General features: G+C 67.9%; 21 protein-coding genes and 4 tRNA genes. 14 read left to right on the top strand and 11 right to left on the bottom strand.

The features are described from left to right. Positions 1-51: 51 nt before the first annotated feature. Positions 52-1,251, top strand: a complete 1,200-nt coding sequence (locus SB754_RS08720) for an alpha/beta hydrolase family protein (protein ID WP_410781930.1) — start codon at positions 52-54, stop codon at positions 1,249-1,251. Here SB754_RS08720 and zapE read toward each other — a convergent pair. Then, positions 1,217-2,272 carry a cell division protein ZapE gene (zapE, locus tag SB754_RS08715; RefSeq protein ID WP_410781929.1) on the bottom strand — a complete coding sequence of 352 codons (1,056 nt, stop codon included), beginning with the start codon at positions 2,270-2,272 and terminating at the stop codon, positions 1,217-1,219. The genes SB754_RS08720 and zapE overlap by 35 nt on opposite strands. A 160-nt stretch (positions 2,273-2,432) precedes the next feature. Here zapE and SB754_RS08710 point away from each other — a divergent pair, with 160 nt between their 5' ends. The 5 genes from SB754_RS08710 to SB754_RS08690 all read left to right on the top strand — a co-directional run bounded on the left by SB754_RS08710 (position 2,433) and on the right by SB754_RS08690 (position 7,348). Beyond that, entirely contained in the window at positions 2,433-3,332 is a 900-nt protein-coding gene (locus tag SB754_RS08710; protein WP_410781928.1) for a sulfurtransferase, read from the top strand. A 34-nt stretch (positions 3,333-3,366) separates the two neighbouring features. Next, a complete protein-coding gene (locus SB754_RS08705; RefSeq protein WP_410781927.1) occupies positions 3,367-3,801 on the top strand; it encodes a SufE family protein in 435 nt (144 codons plus the stop codon). Positions 3,802-4,006: 205 nt separating this feature from the next. After that, the gene (locus tag SB754_RS08700) at positions 4,007-5,290 is read left to right on the top strand and encodes an ammonium transporter (RefSeq protein WP_410781926.1); all 1,284 of its coding nucleotides are present in this window, start codon (positions 4,007-4,009) and stop codon (positions 5,288-5,290) included. 128 nt (positions 5,291-5,418) lie between these two features. Further along, on the top strand, positions 5,419-6,705 hold the full coding sequence (locus tag SB754_RS08695) for an ammonium transporter (RefSeq protein ID WP_410781925.1): 1,287 nt from the start codon (positions 5,419-5,421) through the stop codon (positions 6,703-6,705). Positions 6,706-6,739: 34 nt separating this feature from the next. Continuing rightward, positions 6,740-7,348, top strand: coding sequence for a GNAT family N-acetyltransferase (locus SB754_RS08690; protein ID WP_410781924.1), 609 nt, complete (start codon positions 6,740-6,742; stop codon positions 7,346-7,348). An 11-nt stretch (positions 7,349-7,359) separates the two neighbouring features. On the opposite strand, the gene SB754_RS08685 is transcribed toward SB754_RS08690, so the two are convergent. Next, a complete protein-coding gene (locus tag SB754_RS08685) occupies positions 7,360-8,334 on the bottom strand; it encodes a LuxR C-terminal-related transcriptional regulator (RefSeq protein WP_410781923.1) in 975 nt (324 codons plus the stop codon). Between the two features lie 452 nt (positions 8,335-8,786). Here SB754_RS08685 and SB754_RS08680 point away from each other — a divergent pair, with 452 nt between their 5' ends. Further along, positions 8,787-9,023 carry a hypothetical protein gene (locus SB754_RS08680; RefSeq protein ID WP_410781922.1) on the top strand — a complete coding sequence of 79 codons (237 nt, stop codon included), beginning with the start codon at positions 8,787-8,789 and terminating at the stop codon, positions 9,021-9,023. 177 nt (positions 9,024-9,200) lie between these two features. Here the strand turns inward: SB754_RS08680 and SB754_RS08675 are convergent. Further along, a tRNA-Val gene (locus tag SB754_RS08675) sits at positions 9,201-9,273 on the bottom strand. A 157-nt stretch (positions 9,274-9,430) separates the two neighbouring features. Here SB754_RS08675 and SB754_RS08670 point away from each other — a divergent pair. The 3 genes from SB754_RS08670 (at position 9,431) to SB754_RS08660 (ending at position 9,742) form a co-directional block, all read left to right on the top strand. Further along, positions 9,431-9,503, top strand: a tRNA-Gly gene (locus tag SB754_RS08670). Positions 9,504-9,570: 67 nt separating this feature from the next. After that, positions 9,571-9,641: transfer RNA gene (locus tag SB754_RS08665), tRNA-Cys, on the top strand. A 26-nt stretch (positions 9,642-9,667) separates the two neighbouring features. Continuing rightward, positions 9,668-9,742, top strand: a tRNA-Val gene (locus tag SB754_RS08660). 204 nt (positions 9,743-9,946) lie between these two features. Here SB754_RS08660 and SB754_RS08655 read toward each other — a convergent pair. Beyond that, positions 9,947-10,363 (bottom strand): hypothetical protein, encoded by a 417-nt coding sequence (locus tag SB754_RS08655; RefSeq protein WP_410781921.1) that lies wholly within the window; start codon positions 10,361-10,363, stop codon positions 9,947-9,949. A gap of 76 nt (positions 10,364-10,439) precedes the next feature. Here SB754_RS08655 and SB754_RS08650 point away from each other — a divergent pair, with 76 nt between their 5' ends. Further along, positions 10,440-11,069 (top strand): nucleotidyltransferase domain-containing protein, encoded by a 630-nt coding sequence (locus SB754_RS08650; protein WP_410781920.1) that lies wholly within the window; start codon positions 10,440-10,442, stop codon positions 11,067-11,069. 120 nt (positions 11,070-11,189) lie between these two features. Here SB754_RS08650 and SB754_RS08645 read toward each other — a convergent pair whose 3' ends face one another. The 4 genes from SB754_RS08645 to SB754_RS08630 all read right to left on the bottom strand — a co-directional run bounded on the left by SB754_RS08645 (position 11,190) and on the right by SB754_RS08630 (position 13,430). Then, positions 11,190-11,639, bottom strand: a complete 450-nt coding sequence (locus tag SB754_RS08645) for an HIT family protein (RefSeq protein WP_410781919.1) — start codon at positions 11,637-11,639, stop codon at positions 11,190-11,192. 62 nt (positions 11,640-11,701) lie between these two features. Next, positions 11,702-11,956: a hypothetical protein gene (locus SB754_RS08640; RefSeq protein WP_410781918.1), complete on the bottom strand. Its 255-nt coding sequence runs from the start codon at positions 11,954-11,956 to the stop codon at positions 11,702-11,704. Between the two features lie 269 nt (positions 11,957-12,225). Continuing rightward, a complete protein-coding gene (locus tag SB754_RS08635; protein WP_410781917.1) occupies positions 12,226-12,573 on the bottom strand; it encodes a hypothetical protein in 348 nt (115 codons plus the stop codon). Between the two features lie 431 nt (positions 12,574-13,004). Then, positions 13,005-13,430: a hypothetical protein gene (locus SB754_RS08630; protein WP_410781916.1), complete on the bottom strand. Its 426-nt coding sequence runs from the start codon at positions 13,428-13,430 to the stop codon at positions 13,005-13,007. A gap of 383 nt (positions 13,431-13,813) precedes the next feature. Here SB754_RS08630 and SB754_RS08625 point away from each other — a divergent pair, with 383 nt between their 5' ends. After that, positions 13,814-14,080: a hypothetical protein gene (locus SB754_RS08625; protein ID WP_410781915.1), complete on the top strand. Its 267-nt coding sequence runs from the start codon at positions 13,814-13,816 to the stop codon at positions 14,078-14,080. A gap of 76 nt (positions 14,081-14,156) precedes the next feature. Here the strand turns inward: SB754_RS08625 and SB754_RS08620 are convergent, their stop codons facing one another. After that, positions 14,157-14,345, bottom strand: a complete 189-nt coding sequence (locus SB754_RS08620; protein ID WP_410781914.1) for a hypothetical protein — start codon at positions 14,343-14,345, stop codon at positions 14,157-14,159. Positions 14,346-14,517: 172 nt separating this feature from the next. Between SB754_RS08620 and SB754_RS08615 the strand changes: the two genes are divergently transcribed. Next, a complete protein-coding gene (locus SB754_RS08615; protein ID WP_410781913.1) occupies positions 14,518-15,054 on the top strand; it encodes a hypothetical protein in 537 nt (178 codons plus the stop codon). Between the two features lies 1 nt (position 15,055). Here SB754_RS08615 and SB754_RS08610 read toward each other — a convergent pair whose 3' ends face one another. Further along, the gene (locus SB754_RS08610; RefSeq protein WP_410781912.1) at positions 15,056-15,586 is read right to left on the bottom strand and encodes a LysM peptidoglycan-binding domain-containing protein; all 531 of its coding nucleotides are present in this window, start codon (positions 15,584-15,586) and stop codon (positions 15,056-15,058) included. 38 nt (positions 15,587-15,624) lie between these two features. Beyond that, positions 15,625-16,071 carry a GNAT family N-acetyltransferase gene (locus SB754_RS08605; RefSeq protein ID WP_410781911.1) on the bottom strand — a complete coding sequence of 149 codons (447 nt, stop codon included), beginning with the start codon at positions 16,069-16,071 and terminating at the stop codon, positions 15,625-15,627. Positions 16,072-16,128: 57 nt separating this feature from the next. On the opposite strand from SB754_RS08605, the gene SB754_RS08600 reads away from it, so the two are divergent. Beyond that, positions 16,129-16,551: a hypothetical protein gene (locus tag SB754_RS08600; protein WP_410781910.1), complete on the top strand. Its 423-nt coding sequence runs from the start codon at positions 16,129-16,131 to the stop codon at positions 16,549-16,551. Positions 16,552-16,565 lie beyond the last annotated feature (14 nt).

Genomic DNA, 16,565 nt, shown 5'->3' with positions numbered 1-16,565 from the left:
CTGGGGAAGTCCTGGGGGCGGCTCCGGGCGGCCGCCGGTACGCTGCACACTATGGCGGAGAGCAGTGCGGGATCGACGGTCGGCAGGGCATTCGGCACCGCGGCGGTGGTCGCCGGGGGACTGGTGCTGGCGACAGCCGGACTCGCCGCCTGGGCCACGACACGGGTCGCCCGCACCGTGATCACGCCGGTGCGGCGCCGCCCGCAGAACCAGACCATCCGGGGCTTCGACGAGACGCTCGGGACGGTGACCCTGCGGCAGACGCCGGACGCCTCGATGCCCGGCCGCTTCGGGATGTGGTGGGGAGGCGACACCGGCTACGCCAAGCTCGGCGGCCTGATCGAGCGCGGCGACGGCACGGTCACGCGCGAGCTGGAGCGGGTCGAGTTCGGCGAGCTGCGGACCGGCCGAGCCCGGATCAGCGGCTACTACTACCTGCGGCCGGACGAGCTCGGCCTCCCGGTGATGAGCGTGGAGATTCCGACCGAGCTCGGGCAGGCGCCCGCCTGGGTCTTCCCGGCGCCCGACGACGCCGAGAGCGGACGCTGGGTCATCCAGGTGCACGGCTGGGGCGCCTCCCGGCAGGAGGGACTGCGCGCGGTCCGCGTCTTCCACGACTCCGGGTTCACCTCCCTGCTCGCCTCCTACCGCAACGACGGGGACGCCCCCGAGAGCGTCGACCGGCGTTACGGCCTGGGCGGCACGGAGTGGCGCGACATCGAGGCGGCCATCGGCTACGCCGTCGACCACGGGGCGCGCTCGATCGTCCTGATGGGGTGGTCGATGGGCGGAGCGGTGGTGCTGCAGACCATCACGCGGTCGCACGCGATGGAGCACGTGACCGGGATCGTCCTGGAGTCGCCCGTGATCGACTGGGTCGACACGCTGGAGTACCAGGGCAACCTCCTGCGCCTGCCCGACGCGATGACCCGCGCCGCCATGCGCCTCATCGAGGCGGAATGGAGCGGGCCCATCACCGGGCAGGGCGCACCGATCGACCTGCGCAGCATGGATTTCGTCGCGCGGGCGTCGGAGCTCAGCCTCCCGATGCTCATCCTGCACAGCGACGACGACGCGTTCGTGCCGTCCACCGGGTCGCGGGCGCTCGCCGAGGCGCGCAGCGACATCGTCACGCTGGTGCCGTTCGACGTCGCCCTGCACACCAAGCTGTGGAACTACGACGAGGCCAAGTGGACCGCCTCGATCGCCGCCTGGCTCACTCGTCGTGAGGTGGCAGCTCCCCGGCGGTGAGCGCGATCATGCGCGACGTCGATCGCAGGTACTTCTTGCGGTAGCCGCCGCCGAGCATTTCGTCGTCGAACACCTCGCTGAGCGGCACGCCGGTCTGCACGATCGGGATCTCGGCGTCGTACACGCGGTCGATGAACGCCACCAGCCGGAGCGCCGCCATCTGGTCGTGCAGAACCTCCACGCCGGTCAAGCCGATCACGTCCACGTCGTCGAGCATCTTGATGTAGCGGGATGGGTGGACCGTCGCCAGGTGGGCGATGAGGTCCTGGAACGCGTCGCTCGTCACCGTCTCGCCGCGCCCGGCGATGGCGGCGACGACGCGCTCGTACTCTCCCGGCTCCACCGTGACGGCGTTGCCCGTCGTGTCGCGCCTCCGGTAGTCGAGACCGTCGATGCGGATGGTCTCGAAGTTGGACGACAGCGACTGGATCTCTCGGAGGAAGTCGCTCGCAGCGAAGCGGCCCTCGCCGAGCGCGTTCGGCGGCGTGTTGCTGGTGGCGGCGATGCGGGTTCCGGAGGCGACCAGCTCGCCGAGCATCCGGGTCATCATCATCGTGTCGCCCGGGTCGTCGAGCTCGAACTCGTCGATGCAGATGAGGGTGGAGCCGCGCAGCAGGTCGACCGCGCCGGCATAGCCGAGGGCGCCGACCAGCGCGGTGTACTCGATGAACGTGCCGAAGTACTTCGGTCCGGGCGCCTCGTGCCAGAGGGCGGCCAGGAGGTGCGTCTTGCCCACGCCGAACCCGCCGTCGAGGTAGACGCCCGGCTTCATCGCCTCCACCTTGCGCCGGTTGCGGCTGAACAGCCCTGCGGGTCGCTGCGGCTCCCAGGTCTTGGCGAACAGCTTCAGGGTGGAGACGGCCTCCGCCTGCGACGGGTAGTCGTGGTCGGGCCGATACGACTCGAACGTCGCCCGCTCGAACTGCGACGGCGGGACCAGGCTGGCGGCGATCTCGGCGCCCGTGATCTGGGGCGAACGGTCGGCGAGGCGGGGGAGGGCGCCGGTCTGCTCGAGGGTCATGGCGGGGTGTGCACCTTTGTGTCGAAGTCTTACCGCGGCCGTTCCCGGCCGCCTACGCTGGACGTAGGTTCGCAGCTGTCGCAGGCTCACCAGCCTAGTCCCGCCCGGCGGGACGGACCCTGGACACGGACCCCGACCGATCCCTGGAGGACACACGCGCATGACCATCGAGACCGACCCGTCGCCCGAGTTCACCGGATACGCGCACCCGGAGCGGCTGGTGACCACCGAATGGCTCGCCGCGCACCTGGGCGAACCGGGGCTCGCGGTGGTCGAATCGGACGAGGACGTGCTGCTCTACGACACGGGCCACATCCCCGGGTCGGTCAAGGTCGACTGGCACACCGACCTCAACGACCCCGTCGTGCGCGACTACGTCAGCCCCGAGCGCTTCGCCGAGCTGCTCGGATCCAAGGGCATCGGGCGTGACACCACCGTCGTCATCTACGGCGACAAGAACAACTGGTGGGCCGCCTACGCGCTCTGGGTGTTCACCCTGTTCGGCCACGAGGACGTGCGCCTGCTCGACGGAGGACGCGACAAGTGGATCGCGGAGGGCCGCGAGCTGACCCGCGAGGTGCCGCAGCCTCCCGCCGTCGACTACCCGGTCGTCGAGCGCGACGACCGCACTGTCCGCGCCTTCAAGGAGGACGTGCTCGCCCACCTGGGCCGGCCCCTGATCGACGTGCGCTCGCCGGAGGAGTACAGCGGCGAGCGGACCGAGATCCCCGGCTACCCGACCGAGGGAGCGCTCCGCGCCGGGCACATCCCGTCGGCGCAGTCCGTTCCGTGGGCCAAGGCCGCCGCTCCCGACGCGACCTTCAAGCGCCGCGCGGAGCTCGAAGAGGTCTACCTCGACGGCGCGGGGCTGAAGCCCGGCGACGACGTGATCGCCTACTGCCGAATCGGCGAGCGCTCCAGCCACACCTGGTTCGTGCTCACCCACCTGCTCGGCTTCGAGAACGTCAAGAACTACGACGGCTCGTGGACGGAGTGGGGCTCGGCCGTGCGCGTCCCGATCGTCATCGGCTCGGAGCCGGGAGAGGTCTCTGCGCGCTGACCGCGCGTCCCGGAATCGGACGTAGCCTTAAGGGATGACCGAACTGACGGGCGCGCTCGCCGAGATCCGCGACGACTTCCAGGCACTGGAGCAGAACGACCGGCTCCAGCTGCTGCTGGAGTTCTCCGACGAGCTGCCGGAGCTGCCCGAGCGCTACCGCGACCACCCCGACCTGCTGGAGCGGGTGGAGGAGTGCCAGGCGCCCGTGTTCATCTTCGTCGAGGTGGATGCGGACGACGTCGTGCACCTCTTCGCCACCGCTCCGCGGGAAGCGCCGACGACGCGCGGTTTCGCCTCCATCCTTGTGCAGGGCCTCGCCGGCCTGACCGCCGACGAGGTCCTCGCGGTGCCCGACGACTACCCGCAGACGCTCGGGCTGACGCAGGCCGTGTCGCCTCTCCGCATCCGCGGCATGTCCGCCCTCCTCGGCCGCGCCAAGCGGCAGGTCCGGGCCAAGCTCGCCGCCTGATCCGCCCGATTCGCCTGCCGAGCACATCGGCAGCCTCCCGAAACACAGTGTTTACACGTCGACCGGATGCGTAACACTCGCGAAACACGACCATCCCTCTGTCGAAACCTGTCGGCCCGAAACTGGCCACACCCCGAAAGCGCCCCCCACCCGGATCGGGATCGCGTCACCCCGCGGGGCTTGCACAGAGAGGCAGTTGATTCGCATGGTGCTCCACACAGCAGCGGACTACGCGGACGCAGGGACGGTCAACGCCCTGTGGCTCCTGGTAGCCGCAGCCCTCGTCCTCCTGATGACCCCCGGTGTCGCCTTCTTCTACGGCGGCATGGTCCGCGCCAAGAGCGTCATCAGCATGATGATGATGAGCTTCGGGGCGATGGCCCTCGTCGGCGTCCTCTGGGTCGTCTACGGTTACGGCCTGTCGTTCGGCCCGGCCTCCATCCCACACTGGCTCGGCACGCCGGACTGGTTCCTGTCCAGCCTGATGGGCAAGGACGGCATCACCCCCGACCTCGGCGGTCTCGCGTTCGCCGGCTTCCAGGCCACGTTCGCGATCATCACCGTCGCCCTGATCTCGGGCGCCATCGCCGACCGCGCCAAGTTCGGCTCGTGGATGGTGTTCGCCGGCATCTGGGTCACGGTCGTCTACTTCCCGGTCGCGTACTGGGTGTTCAACCTGCAGGACGGCTGGATCGCCTCCGTGCTTCACGTGAACGACTTCGCCGGTGGCACCGCGGTGCACATCAACGCCGGTGCGGCGGGCCTGGCGCTCGCTCTGGTGCTCGGTAAGCGCGTCGGCTTCCAGAAGGGGATGTCGAAGCCGCACAACGTGCCGCTGACGCTCCTCGGCGCCGCGCTGCTGTGGTTCGGCTGGTTCGGCTTCAACGCCGGCTCGGAGGCCGCGGTCGACGGTGTCGCCGCGATCGCCTGGGTCAACACCCTGGCCGCTCCCGCCGCCGCGACGATCGGCTGGCTGATCGTCGAAAAGCTCAAGGACGGCAAGCCGACCTCCATCGGTGCGGCATCCGGTGCGGTCGCGGGTCTCGTCGCGATCACCCCGGCCTGTAACATCCTGACCCCCGGCTTCGCGATCCTGCTGGGCCTCGTCGCCGGCGCCGTCTGCGCCCTGGCCATCGACCTGAAGTTCCGCCTCGGCTTCGACGACTCGCTCGACGTCGTGGGCATCCACCTGGTCGGCGGCCTCATCGGTACCCTGTGGATCGGCTTCTTCGGCTTCACCCACGTCTACAACAGCAAGGGCGAGGCGACGGACAAGTTCTCCAGCCTGCTCTACGGCGGAAGCTTCCAGCAGCTGGGTGTCCAGGCCGTCGGCGCCTTCTCTGTGCTGATCTACTCCTTCGTCCTGGCCTACGCGATCGGCTGGGTCATCCAGAAGACCATGGGCTTCCGGATCAAGAACGAGGACGAGCTGGCCGGCGTCGACACCGTGGTGCACGGCGAGGAAGGCTACTCGCTCGAGACGGTCTGACCGACCGTCGCCCGACCGCACAACGACGGGGCGTCGCCGAGAGGCGGCGCCCCGTCGGCGCGTCTGCGCTCGTCTTTCGGGATCGACAGGGTCGGTAGGGTAAGCAGGACATCGGAGCGAGGGAGCACATGGCGCGGGCGACACCGGACCAGGTGGATGCGCTGCTGCTGTTCTTCTGCGGCGCGCTGGTGCTGCTCGCCGCCTTCGGCCTCGCGTTCTACGTCGGGGGGATGGCCGGACGGGCGCGTGCGGCCCGGGCCTTCCGGTTCGTCCTCCTCGGTCTCGCCGTCACCGTCCCGCTCGCCGCTCTCGGCGGGTACGGCATGGTCACCGGTTCGCCGCTCGTCCCGCACCTGCTCGGGAGGCCCGACCTCGGGATGTCGTCGGTGGCGGGAATCCACCCGGCCACATCGTCGCCGTATCCCGCCGCCCGTGCCGGGTACCTCATCGCTCTGCTGGTGCTCTGCGTCGCGATCGTCGGTGTCGCCGTCGCCTCCCGGCTGACCCTGCGGGCGTGGACGGTCTTCACCGTCCTCTGGCTGCCGCTCGTCGCCTTCCCGGTCGCGTACGGCGTGTTCTCGCTCGACGACGGCTGGGCGGTCGCCGGCCTCCACGTCATCGACTTCGGGGGAGCGCTTCCGGTGGTCGCCGCGGGCGGGAGCGCGGTGGGCATCCTGTTCGCCTGCGGGCGAGGGGAGCACCAGCCGGTCCGCGTTCCACGGCCGGCGCTGGTGGCCTTCGGGGGCGGGGCGCTGTGGGTGGGCTGGCTGGGACTGGTCGTCGGCTCCGAGGGCGCCCTCGACGCCTACGCGCCGCTGATGGCAGCCGGAGCGTTCGTCGCCTCCGCGGCCGGTGTCCTGATGTGGATGCTGGTGGATGCCGTCCTGCTGCGCCGCCCGACGCTCAGCAGCGCCCTGTGGGGCGCCTTCGCCGGCCTCGTCTCGGTGACCGCCGCCTCCGGCGTGCTCACGCTGGGCTGGGCGATGCTCGTCGGTGCGCTGTCGGCGCTGGCCTGCGCGACCATGGTCGACCTCGCCGCCCGTGCCCGGTTCGGCCCGTCCCTGACCCTGTGCGTCGTGACGATCGTGGGCGGGCTGGTCGGGCTGCTCTTCCCCGGCCTCTTCGCGAGCGGGAGCGGGATGGTGGACAGCGGCAACTTCGACCTGTTCATCGCCCAGGGCATCGCCGGGATGGGCGTGCTGTTGTACGCCACGGCGGTGTCGGCCGTCCTGGCGCTGGCGCTGCGGTTCACCCTCGGGCTGACGCGGGTCCGCTTCGCGGGCGGTCGGGGTGCGGGCGTGCGGGAGGGTGCGGGTGCCGGTGCTGGTGCGGGTGCAGGTGTCGGACGGTCGGCCCGCCGGGACAGCACGGCGTCGTCGATGGCGGACACGGCCGACCCGGGCGCCGCAGGCTGAGTCCGGACGCCTGCCTGCTCGCTACAGTTCCGGTATGGATGCACGCATCGCGGGACCGGACGACGTCGACGCCGTCGCAACGACCATCGCGCTCGCCTTCCGAGACGACCCCGTCTGGGGACCCGCTCTCGCCGCTCCGGACGGCGGTACGGACCACCTGCAGGCGTTCTGGCGGTTCTTCGCGCTCGGCGCCATCCCGCACGGCTCCGTCTGGCTCGTGGACGGCCCCGCCGGCGAGGCGGCCACCGTCGCCGTCTGGATCCCGCCGGGCACCGACGAGCTCACCGACCAGCAGGCGGAGGATGTGGACGCCCTGATGGAGCGCACCCTCACGCCCGACCGTTTCGAGGCCTACCAGCGCCTCTGGACGCTGTTCGAGGACTCCCATCCGCACGACACGCCGCACATGTACTTGAGCCTCCTGGCGACGCACCCCGACCACCGCGGGCGCGGGATCGGCCAGCGCCTCCTCGCGGACACGCTTGCGCGCTTCGGCGCGGAGGGCGTGCCCGCGTACCTGGAATCGACGAACCCCGCCAACGACCACCGCTACGAGCGCGCCGGCTTCCGTCCGGTCGGAGGCTTCCGCGCGGTGCTCGACGGCGCGCCGGTGACGACGATGTGGCGGGACGTCCCTGCCTGAAGGAGCAGCAGCTAGTCGAAGACCCCGTGACTCTTGGCGGTCGCCACCGCGGTGACGCGGTCGTGAGCTCCGAGCTTCACGTACACGTGCTCGAGGTGCTTATTCACTGTGGACACGCTCACCCCGAGATGGTCGGCGATCGCCGCGGCCGTCGCCCCGGTGGCAACAGCTGTGAGGACCTCTACCTCTCTGTTCGTCAACCCGAGCCGTTCACCGACGTGACCACGGACCAGGGTCAGCCCGTCGGCCCGCGAAGCGGTCAGTGTGAGCTGCCGGCCAGCACCCAGACTGAACACTCGACGCTCCCTGCCGCCCGCCCACGATGTGTCTCGGATGAGCGCGAACTCGTCCGGAAAGTCTGCGGCCACGGCGGCGAACCCGTCACTCATGTACACGACACCGTCATGCGCCTCATCGAAGAGGATCAGTAGGCCGCCGTCCTCGGTGAGCCCCCGCTCGAGCGCGGCACGGACAGTCACGGCCGCGACCAGCTCGTCGACACGGGCCCAGGCTCTGGACCAGAGCAGTCGGTACCGGTCCATGTTCTCCCGTTCGTCGTCGCAGAAGTCTCGGCCGGCACGGTTCAGCGACAACGAGTAGACCACGCCGGCGTCCACGTGAAGCGCGCCGGAAAGTTGGGATCGCAGCCCCGCTGGCCGGTACACCTCACGGTAGAGCGGATGCTCTGTCCAGGCGCGACCCGGCAGCAGGTCCTCAATACTCACCCACCCGGTCGTACGCGTCCGGTAGTAGTGCTCGATGAGAGGGTGCGCGAGAGGCGCTGCTCGAACCGCCGGGGATGGGTCAGCGCCGGTGGAGCGTTGAGCGAGCACCGAATACCCGACCGCGGCACCGAGAGTGATCGCCGCTACCCGAGCGCCGTCGGCGCTGACCAGCGAGGAGGCGTCCTCGGCCGCCGCCTGCACCAGTTCTTCGCGGGTGCGTGCCTCTAAGAGGTGACCCACTTGTATGTCGAATCCAGTCATGAAAGCCCCCGCGCGCGACACGCGTCCGGGAATCATCACAATGGTCGCAGGCGCGCGCCGCGTGCGCGAGCGCCGATCTGCTGTCACCAGGCCCGCCCGAGAAGCAGTGGCTTCGCTCTTTCGGTCCGGAGAACCTGGTCCGGCATGCGCGGGCATGCGGCAAGGGTGTGCGCCCACGCTCGGGAGCCGGTCAGGCATCGAGTGGGAATCCCATCCGCCGGTGCGACCACATGCGCTGTCAACGTGTCCGGTGGGAGTGGCACAGCTTCCGGAAGTGGTGTCGGCCCAAGACAGAAACAGGCTCCGACCGCTATCGCGGTGATCCCGAGAAGCATCCCAATCACCTCCTCTCACCCGGAGCCTGCCTTCGCGTCACCGCGGACACCATTGGAAGAACTGCGTATCGTCGCAGGCGTCGCATCGGCCGCAGCATGAGGCCGGAGGCGAACATCATGGCTGTGAACATCAGGACCCGAGCATTGGCGACCACCCTGGCGGGGTTGGCAGCGCTCACCCTCACTCTCGCCGCGCCGGTAACCGCCGAGGCAAAAATCAAAGTCGGCGTGGTCGAGCTTGCGAAGATCAGGGATTTCGTCGGACCGGCCGAAGCCCTCGTCGCGCCGGGACTGCCACCAACGCCCTGCGCGCCAGGTCGATGGAAGTGCCCTTTGGGGACGGGTGCTGTCTAAGCGGGGGAGTCGAGGGGTCGCGGCACCGTCACGGTCCCTCCTGGCGGTGCCGCGGCCCGATTTCGGACGCTGATCGGGGATACCGCTCGAAACAGTCGTGGGGCTGTTGGCACCTCGTTCGACGGCGACCTCAACGGCAAAAGAAAAAACCCCGGCGAACCGGGGTTTTTTTTGTTGTGGGCGATACCAGACTCGAACTGATGACCTCTTCCGTGTGAAGGAAGCGCGCTACCAACTGCGCCAATCGCCCGTGGGCTGCGAGATTCGATACTAGCCGAATCACGGGTCCCGATGCACATCGACACCGGCCCGTCGATCGACACACCCGGACGGCGTCATCGGTTTTGTCAAGCGCGCGTGGATCGGATAGAGTCTTTCAAGTGCCGCAGGGAACTGCGGAACGAAATGCGGATGTAGCGCAGTTGGTAGCGCATCACCTTGCCAAGGTGAGGGTCGCGAGTTCGAGTCTCGTCATCCGCTCGAGTCGGCCCGGTCTACGGATCGGGCCTCTCAGGTACGGTACGGTTTTTTCCGTGTTGTGGCGTTCGGTGGATTGGCCGAGAGGCGAGGCAGCGGCCTGCAAAGCCGTATACACGGGTTCGAATCCCGTATCCACCTCGATCCTGAGCTTCACGTTCAGGCTCGGGCGATTGGCGCAGCGGTAGCGCGCTTCCCTGACACGGAAGAGGTCACTGGTTCGATCCCAGTATCGCCCACCAAGAGAAGCCCCCGAGAAATCGGGGGTTTTTGTCGTTCCTGAAGCGTCCGCCTTGCACTCGGCGTCGGAGGTAGCCGCCGGCGTAGCGGGGCGGGGTGTCCCAGGAACTCACATCGACGGTGATGCGTGGCGCCGGGGTGATCGCCTCCCCGCACATCCCAGCAGGGGTACAGGCGGTCTCGCTGCTTGCTCGCTCGCTGCTGCATCAGCCACAGACAGCGTCCCGAACAGGTTTCAACTCGTCCACAACGCTGTTGATGACATCGGGCAGCTGCGCGATCGCAGTCTCGCTGTCGGGCCCCGACAGGAGCTTGACCTGTTCGTCGAGCCGAGAAGCGGCGTCACGGACACGTGAGGACGTCGCCGTGTCGGGCGACGCACCCGCCTCCAGCGAGTTCTCGATCCCGGTCACCCAGCCCGCCGCGCGAGCCGCGTCATGATGGTCGAGGCACCACGCTCGGAGTGCCTCCAGGTTGGTGGCGGTCGAGCGCAGGTTCAAGCAGGCAACACCACCGGATGCGGTCGCTTCCTGGCTCGGAAGAGCGGAGCACCCCGCAAGGCCGATGGCTAGAGCGAAGGCGGCGATCGCTGTGGTGCTGAAGGCGCGAGAGCGGTTGTTCATGGTTCCCCCTGTCGACAATGACATCTGCGGTGATCCTACAGATCGCTGTTTCATTTCCCAGCTCTACGATGACAGCGTGCTTGATCACGACCAGGTTGTCCGCCTCCACGGTCCTTGGCGAAGCAGGAGCCCCGAGGACGCCATGGCTCAGCTGGCGGGTTACGAGGGGCAGTGGTGGGTCGCCGGCGGTTGGGCCATCGACGCGTTTGTCGGATCATCGCGCAACCACGGCGACCTCGACCTGGGGATACCGCGAGGGTCGCTCGGGGAGTTCATCGAGTTCGTCTCCCCCCACCTGGACGCCTGGGCGGCAGCGGGAAGTCTGACGCCTCTCGTTGGGGGTTCGAGGACGCGGCTCCCTGTGGGCACTGGAAACCTCTGGCTACGGCCGAGCGGGGCAGAGCCTCGGGAATACGACGTGATGCTCGAATCGGTCGAGAACGGCACCTGGACTTTCAAGCGTGATGAGCGCATCACCCGGCCCTTGGCCGACTGCCTCTGGGAGCACTCCGGTGTGACCTACCTTCGGCCGGAGGTGCAGCTGCTCCTGAAGGCGAAGAATGTACGGCAGAAGGATGACTTCGATTTCGAACGCTGTCTTCCGAAACTGGGTGCTGGGGATCTTGACTGGCTGCTTCACGGGCTTTCGATCTCGCACCCCGCGCACCAGTGGATCGAACGCATCGGTCGACAGCACAACAGCTGATGGTGATTCGCTCATGCGGCGGGTGGGTGCTCCCGGCACTCCTCCCGCAAGGAGGCGCGGACGGTCGTGGCGGACACTTCCAGCTCGTTCTCGAGATCGCGGGGCGTCGTGGTCATGGGGTCAGCGTATCGACGGGATTGCTTCCCTGATTGCTGCTGCGTCACTCTCGAGCAGCGACCAGTCGCGCCGATGCGACACGGCGTTGATGCTCCAGCCATCGCCCGGCGAGCGAGGGATGACGTGGAGGTGAAAGTGGAAGACCGTCTGGAAAGCGGCCTCGCCGTCAGCGACGAACATGTTGATGCCGTCGCTCGAGATGCTCGAACGGCGGAGGGCTCGTGCGATCTGATGGCCGATTCTCCAGACGTGCGTGCTCGTTGCATCGTCGACGTCTTCGAACCCGACGGCGTGCTCACGTGGCACGACGAGCAGGTGTCCTGGGGTTACCGGGTTCGTATCCATGAAGGCCACAACTACCTCGTCCTCGTAGACCCGGCTGGCGTCGACATCGCCTGCCGCGATTGTGCAGAAGACGCATCGCTGTTCGGATGCTGAACGGTTCTCCGACATGGCTTCAACTTACCTGGCGAGCCCGATCTCACGATCCCGAGCAGCGATGTGCCGACGCGGTCTCACTCCTCGCTGTGTGAGACAGGCTGGGCGTAGGCACCCCTGCCATGCCGAGCGTCATGCACGGCGACCGCCAGCACGACCCCTCCAAGTAGCCCCCAGATCGTGACTAGCAGATAGCCCCAGCCGTTCCGGTCCTCTGAGACGGTGACCACGAGCCAGACCACCGCTACGACGAGGTGGACGACGCCGTTCCACAGCCTCGGTCGGCCGAAGGCGATGCGGAACCATCGCGACTCGGTCTTCGATTCCCCCATGAGACGACTCTAGCGACGGCGCGGATCGCGAAGCCCGATGGTACTCCGGCGTCTACGATCGCCACATGGTTCTCCCCGCCCACGGCGACGTGGACAGCGAGTGCTCGTGGGACACCGGTGGGCCCAATCTTCAGCGCTTCAGACCGGCGAGCCGGTGTCGTTGAGCTCTTCACCGAGGGCCTGCCGCACGTGTGGTTGGGAAGACGTCGGCGATGATGCGGTCACCGACGAGGCGCAGCAGTGGATGCACGCGCCCTCCGCCCGCGCGGTCAGGGCTTGGCGCCGTTGTGGAAGGAACCGTGCAGCGTCGTGTCCCGGAACACGGTCGTACCGATCAGGTCTCTCACGCTTGCGAGCGTCGCCTCGTCTGACGGCTCGACCGTCACGGTCAGCGTGCCGTAGTCGACGCGCATGGTGTACGGAATCGACGCCTCGACCGTCATCACCTGCGGCGTCGCCGCGATGGTCGCCAGGCCTTCGGCGATCTCTGTGGCCTCTTCACTGGTGATGGTCTGGTCGAACGCCCGGTTGTAGTGGATGACGGTCGCCACATGCCCTGTGCCGGCCGGAACCGTAAGCGTCAGACTGACTCCTGTCCAGGCGAGGTGCTTTGCCATGGTCGACGGAACCGATCCAGATTCGGACGGTGTTGCGTCGGGAGACATGACCACTGAGAGCGTCGACGAGAAGTGATTCTCGACGAGGATGCAGGTCGGTCGGTCAGGGTCCGGTGACCTGGTCGGAGTGTTGCCGGCCTTCTCTGATACGTCGTCGACGCCAGGGAGCGTGCGAACAGCGGCGACCGTCGACCTGACCTCTTCGGCGACGTGCGGGTCGAGCGTCGGTGTTGGTGTCGGGGACGGATCCGGCGCGGCGCCTCGAGGGATGCACGTCTGTTGAGGTCCGTCCGCGTCGTCGTGTGAGCTGCCCGATGTCAGATCGTGAAAAGCGCTGCACCCGGTCAGCAGGGCGCCCATCAACAGGAGGGACGCAGCCATGGCTACTCGTCGATGCATATGGTCGACGCTATCGGCGGCGGACTCATGAGTCATCCGTCGGCGGAATGACGTGACCGGTCCTCACCGAGCACGCCCTCCAAGTCTCTCTGCGCGGTCGGGACGATGATGTGACCGTCGTCGGCGCCGCCCACTTGGATGCGTCCGTCTGTCCCGATGAGGACCTGGCGGCTCCACTGGTCGGGCATGGGACATGCCGCACCCTTCGGCCCTGGGACGAGCTTGAGCGCCATTCGTGCGGTCTCGGTCGTCGTGCCCGTCTGGTCGGTCAGCGTGACCGCCAGGTTGTGCTCCTTGGTGTGGTCCGCCTCGTTCGGAACCAGGACCTCGAACGTCGGCCTGGTTCCGTCTTCGTGGTCGCAGGAGCCGGCGTAACATGCGTGGACCGTGCCGCCCGGATGCAGACGGAGCCAGATCGACGTGTCGACGGTGATGTGAGGCGGGCGGATGTCGGGCATGGAGCACGCGGGGAACAAGGGGGCGCAACCGGCGAGGAGAGCCGCCGCCAGGACGCCGATCACAACGGACGCTCCGCGCCGACTACGCAATGGTTGCCCCATCCTCATTGATCGAGTCACCGCGGTACACGTGGATTTCTGTTGGGGTGCCTAGCATGTGCAGAGCAGTTCCCAGATCACGATTCGCCCCCGCATGCGCCCTAGGCTACCGGGCGGCGGTGCGACCGCCGATGAAGTGCGACTAGGGTGAGCTCGATGTCCGGTGCCCTCTACGTGCGATTCCGCTCGACGACACCGAATGTGCGGGGAGTGCGCGTGGGTGTCTTCGCGCTAGCCAACGGTCTTGCTCGTTCCGGGACGTTGAGCGACGAGGAGTACGAACGGTGGAGGCGGAGCAACAACTGGTTCGAGGCCGCGTATTCGGTGCCCGCGCCGGCCGACCCGGCCGTTTACGACCGCGCGGTGAATCCAGGAGCGGTGGCCTGGTTCAAATCTTCGCCATTGACCTGATCGAGAAGACATGGCTGTACACGGAACTGTTGGATTCACATCAGGTGGCGTGGGAACGCGTGGAGTCGTCCGACCCTGGACGCATTGTTCACGAGGATGACGTGCAGGTGATCGCTGTGCCGTGGAGCAACCCGGACTAACTGTCGGAGACTGTTGCGGTACCGGCCTCCTCTGACGCGGACAGCGGAGCAACCACGTCGTACGTGCGATCGCAACTCACGAACGGCGACGCCTGCGCACCCGCACGAACGTCACGACGAAAGCGACCACGATGAACGCTGCCGTGATGGCGAGCGGAAGCCATGATGGGGTCGGCGACGCGAGTTCGACAGTGTCGTCGCACATCTGGCCGGCCGGCGGGGGGCTCGCGCATGACGCGAGTGCGACCAGCAGCATCGACGTCACCACGGGACGTTGACCAGCAAGATCACCGCTACCCCGAGCAGCCCCCACACCACTATTCGCCCCCGCATGCACCCCAGGCTACCGGGCAGAAGGACGTTCGGTCTCTCAGTCGCCGAGATGACGATTCTCCAGCCGCATGCCAGGATGGCAGCACGAGTCGAGGGGGGCGTCGATGGAGACAGATTCGCGTGCAGAGCGGGAGAGCGATGCGCCGGCGGGAGTGGAATCATCCGCTGCTGCCTCCGGCCGTCCGGCCGGCCCGATACTGAAGCGGGCGCGGGCGCTGGTGATGTGGGCGCTCGGTGCGGCGATTCTGTACTCCGCACTCGTGGGGTCGAAGGGCAGCTGTCCTGGAGGCTTCACCACCGATGGCGGCTACCTGGATGGCAACGGCGACCCGACCACCGTGCAGCCGCAGTGCGTGACGCTTGCGCTGCAGCCGAGCCCGGTGATCTACCTGGCCATCGCCCTGACCGTCATCGTCGTTCTGAGTCGGGCCGCGCGCGCTGCCGATGTGGAGGCCGCGCTGCGGACGATGAACCGTGGGGCGATCGTCGTGGTCGCGCTCGCCGTCGTGTCGATGCTCGTCGCGTCATTGTGGTTCCAGACCTCGCCCATGCCGACCGTGGGCGGGACCGTGCTGTTCCCGTTCCCCTTCGGCAGTGGCACGCTAACGGTCACACCGATGGAGCCCGGTCCGGCCGGCTGAGTCAGTGCTGGGGAACGTGCGGATCGGGAAGGCGATCGTCGTGATGGAACACGACACCGTTCTGATCGCCCACGGTGGTGATGGTGGCGGGGTCGAGGTTGACCGTGTCTCCGACGTAGACGATGGAGGCTGGATCGCGTCGCACCGCGTTGATGGCAGTGAGATAGGCGGTTCCGACATCGAAGCGCTTGGCGATGAACTCCCAGATGTCGCCCGGGGCGACGACGTAAGAGACCGGCACGCCCTTGTCGTCGAGTTTCGCCGTTCCGGTGGCGTATTCGATCGGCCCGCAGTCGACCGGCTGCTGCGCCTCGCTGTAGTAGTCGCGAGCCCAGAAGCCCCAGCCGTGGCACCCCACTGCGGTTGCCACGGGCGTCGGGGCGGCCGTCGGCGGAAGGGACGCCGCCGGTGTGGGCGTCGCGGCGTGCGTGACGACGTGCCGCATGATCGGCGTCTTGAAGGTCGGGGTGCACCCTGTGGCAGCCAGCAGAAGCACGCCGGCCAGTGCCGTTGCGGCAAGTCGCCGTAGCATGATCCCCCCGATCGTCGACAACGCCAGTGTAGGGCGCGCTACGAGAGCTCGCCCTCGTAGCGCATGAGCATCGAGTCGCGTCGCTGGAAGCCCACCGACTCGTAGAGCCGGATTGCGGACTCCCGGCTGGGCCGTGACGTCAGATCGAGCGTTCGCAGATCTCGCTCGCGGGCGAGCTCGATCACGGCCTCGAGGAGCAGGCGTGCGATGCCGTGCCCGCGCAGCTCCTGATCCACGACGACGTCGTCGAGATGTCCGCGGACACCGGTCGGCAGCGGAAACGACGCGAGCGTCGCCATGCCGACGATCCGGCTGCCCTCGCGAGCGACGATGAGGTCCGTGCCGTCGTGGTCGAGCATCGACTCGACGCGACCCCGGTCGAAGGTCGCCGTCGACGACAGTTGAGGCAGCAGCCGCTCGATGGCGGAGAGGTCGTCATCGGAGAGCGAGTCGGCGACGTGGATGCTGAGCTGGTCGGAGGCCATAGCGATCACGCTACCGATTTCGGCCGGCTGGGGGAGCGTTACCGCTACCCTGCTGGCATGCGACGACGCACGAGAAGAGTCACCGCTGCAAGCGCGGCCGGCCTGGTGGCGGCACTCGCGTTGTCGGGGTGCACACTCAACGCGTGCCCTGCGATCGGCTACGCGGACACGTCACCTGTCGCATTGGAGTTCCAGGGAACGCTTCCCCCGGACGCAACTGTCTCGGCGTGCTTCGGAAGCAACTGCGAGCCGGCCGCAGTGCGCGCGGGCCGGGACGGCAGCCATCGAGTGCCGCAGCGGGCACCGTTCCTCGACAGCACGACCGTGCAGCCGGCGACCATACGCGTGGTCGTGGCCACGAGTGCGGCGGTGCTCCATGACGCCGTGCACGACATCCCCGTCCATTCTGAGCGCACGGGCCTGTGGGGCCAGTGCCCGGGGCCGTGGTCGTACGAGCCGGTGGAGATCCAGCTGGGCTGAGATACGGTTCCCGC

Origin of the sequence: Leifsonia sp. SIMBA_070 (genome assembly GCF_046534635.1) — a bacterium.
Classification (GTDB): Bacteria; Actinomycetota; Actinomycetes; order Actinomycetales; family Microbacteriaceae; genus Leifsonia.
Note: the sequence above shows the minus strand (reverse complement) of the source record. Positions and strands in the feature narration are given on the sequence as shown.

Coding starts and splice junctions, on each gene's coding strand:
- SB754_RS08720 (WP_410781930.1), top strand. CDS start 52: ATGGCGGAGAGCAGTGCGGGATCGACGGTCGGCAGGGCATTCGGCACC.
- SB754_RS08685 (WP_410781923.1), bottom strand. CDS start 8,334: ATGACTGGATTCGACATACAAGTGGGTCACCTCTTAGAGGCACGCACC.
- SB754_RS08680 (WP_410781922.1), top strand. CDS start 8,787: ATGGCTGTGAACATCAGGACCCGAGCATTGGCGACCACCCTGGCGGGG.
- SB754_RS08630 (WP_410781916.1), bottom strand. CDS start 13,430: ATGCCCGACATCCGCCCGCCTCACATCACCGTCGACACGTCGATCTGG.
- SB754_RS08635 (WP_410781917.1), bottom strand. CDS start 12,573: ATGGCAAAGCACCTCGCCTGGACAGGAGTCAGTCTGACGCTTACGGTT.
- SB754_RS08655 (WP_410781921.1), bottom strand. CDS start 10,363: ATGAACAACCGCTCTCGCGCCTTCAGCACCACAGCGATCGCCGCCTTC.
- SB754_RS08640 (WP_410781918.1), bottom strand. CDS start 11,956: ATGGGGGAATCGAAGACCGAGTCGCGATGGTTCCGCATCGCCTTCGGC.
- SB754_RS08605 (WP_410781911.1), bottom strand. CDS start 16,071: ATGGCCTCCGACCAGCTCAGCATCCACGTCGCCGACTCGCTCTCCGAT.
- SB754_RS08610 (WP_410781912.1), bottom strand. CDS start 15,586: ATGCTACGGCGACTTGCCGCAACGGCACTGGCCGGCGTGCTTCTGCTG.
- SB754_RS08645 (WP_410781919.1), bottom strand. CDS start 11,639: ATGTCGGAGAACCGTTCAGCATCCGAACAGCGATGCGTCTTCTGCACA.
- zapE (WP_410781929.1), bottom strand. CDS start 2,272: ATGACCCTCGAGCAGACCGGCGCCCTCCCCCGCCTCGCCGACCGTTCG.
- SB754_RS08700 (WP_410781926.1), top strand. CDS start 4,007: ATGGTGCTCCACACAGCAGCGGACTACGCGGACGCAGGGACGGTCAAC.
- SB754_RS08705 (WP_410781927.1), top strand. CDS start 3,367: ATGACCGAACTGACGGGCGCGCTCGCCGAGATCCGCGACGACTTCCAG.
- SB754_RS08600 (WP_410781910.1), top strand. CDS start 16,129: ATGCGACGACGCACGAGAAGAGTCACCGCTGCAAGCGCGGCCGGCCTG.
- SB754_RS08695 (WP_410781925.1), top strand. CDS start 5,419: ATGGCGCGGGCGACACCGGACCAGGTGGATGCGCTGCTGCTGTTCTTC.
- SB754_RS08710 (WP_410781928.1), top strand. CDS start 2,433: ATGACCATCGAGACCGACCCGTCGCCCGAGTTCACCGGATACGCGCAC.
- SB754_RS08690 (WP_410781924.1), top strand. CDS start 6,740: ATGGATGCACGCATCGCGGGACCGGACGACGTCGACGCCGTCGCAACG.
- SB754_RS08615 (WP_410781913.1), top strand. CDS start 14,518: ATGGAGACAGATTCGCGTGCAGAGCGGGAGAGCGATGCGCCGGCGGGA.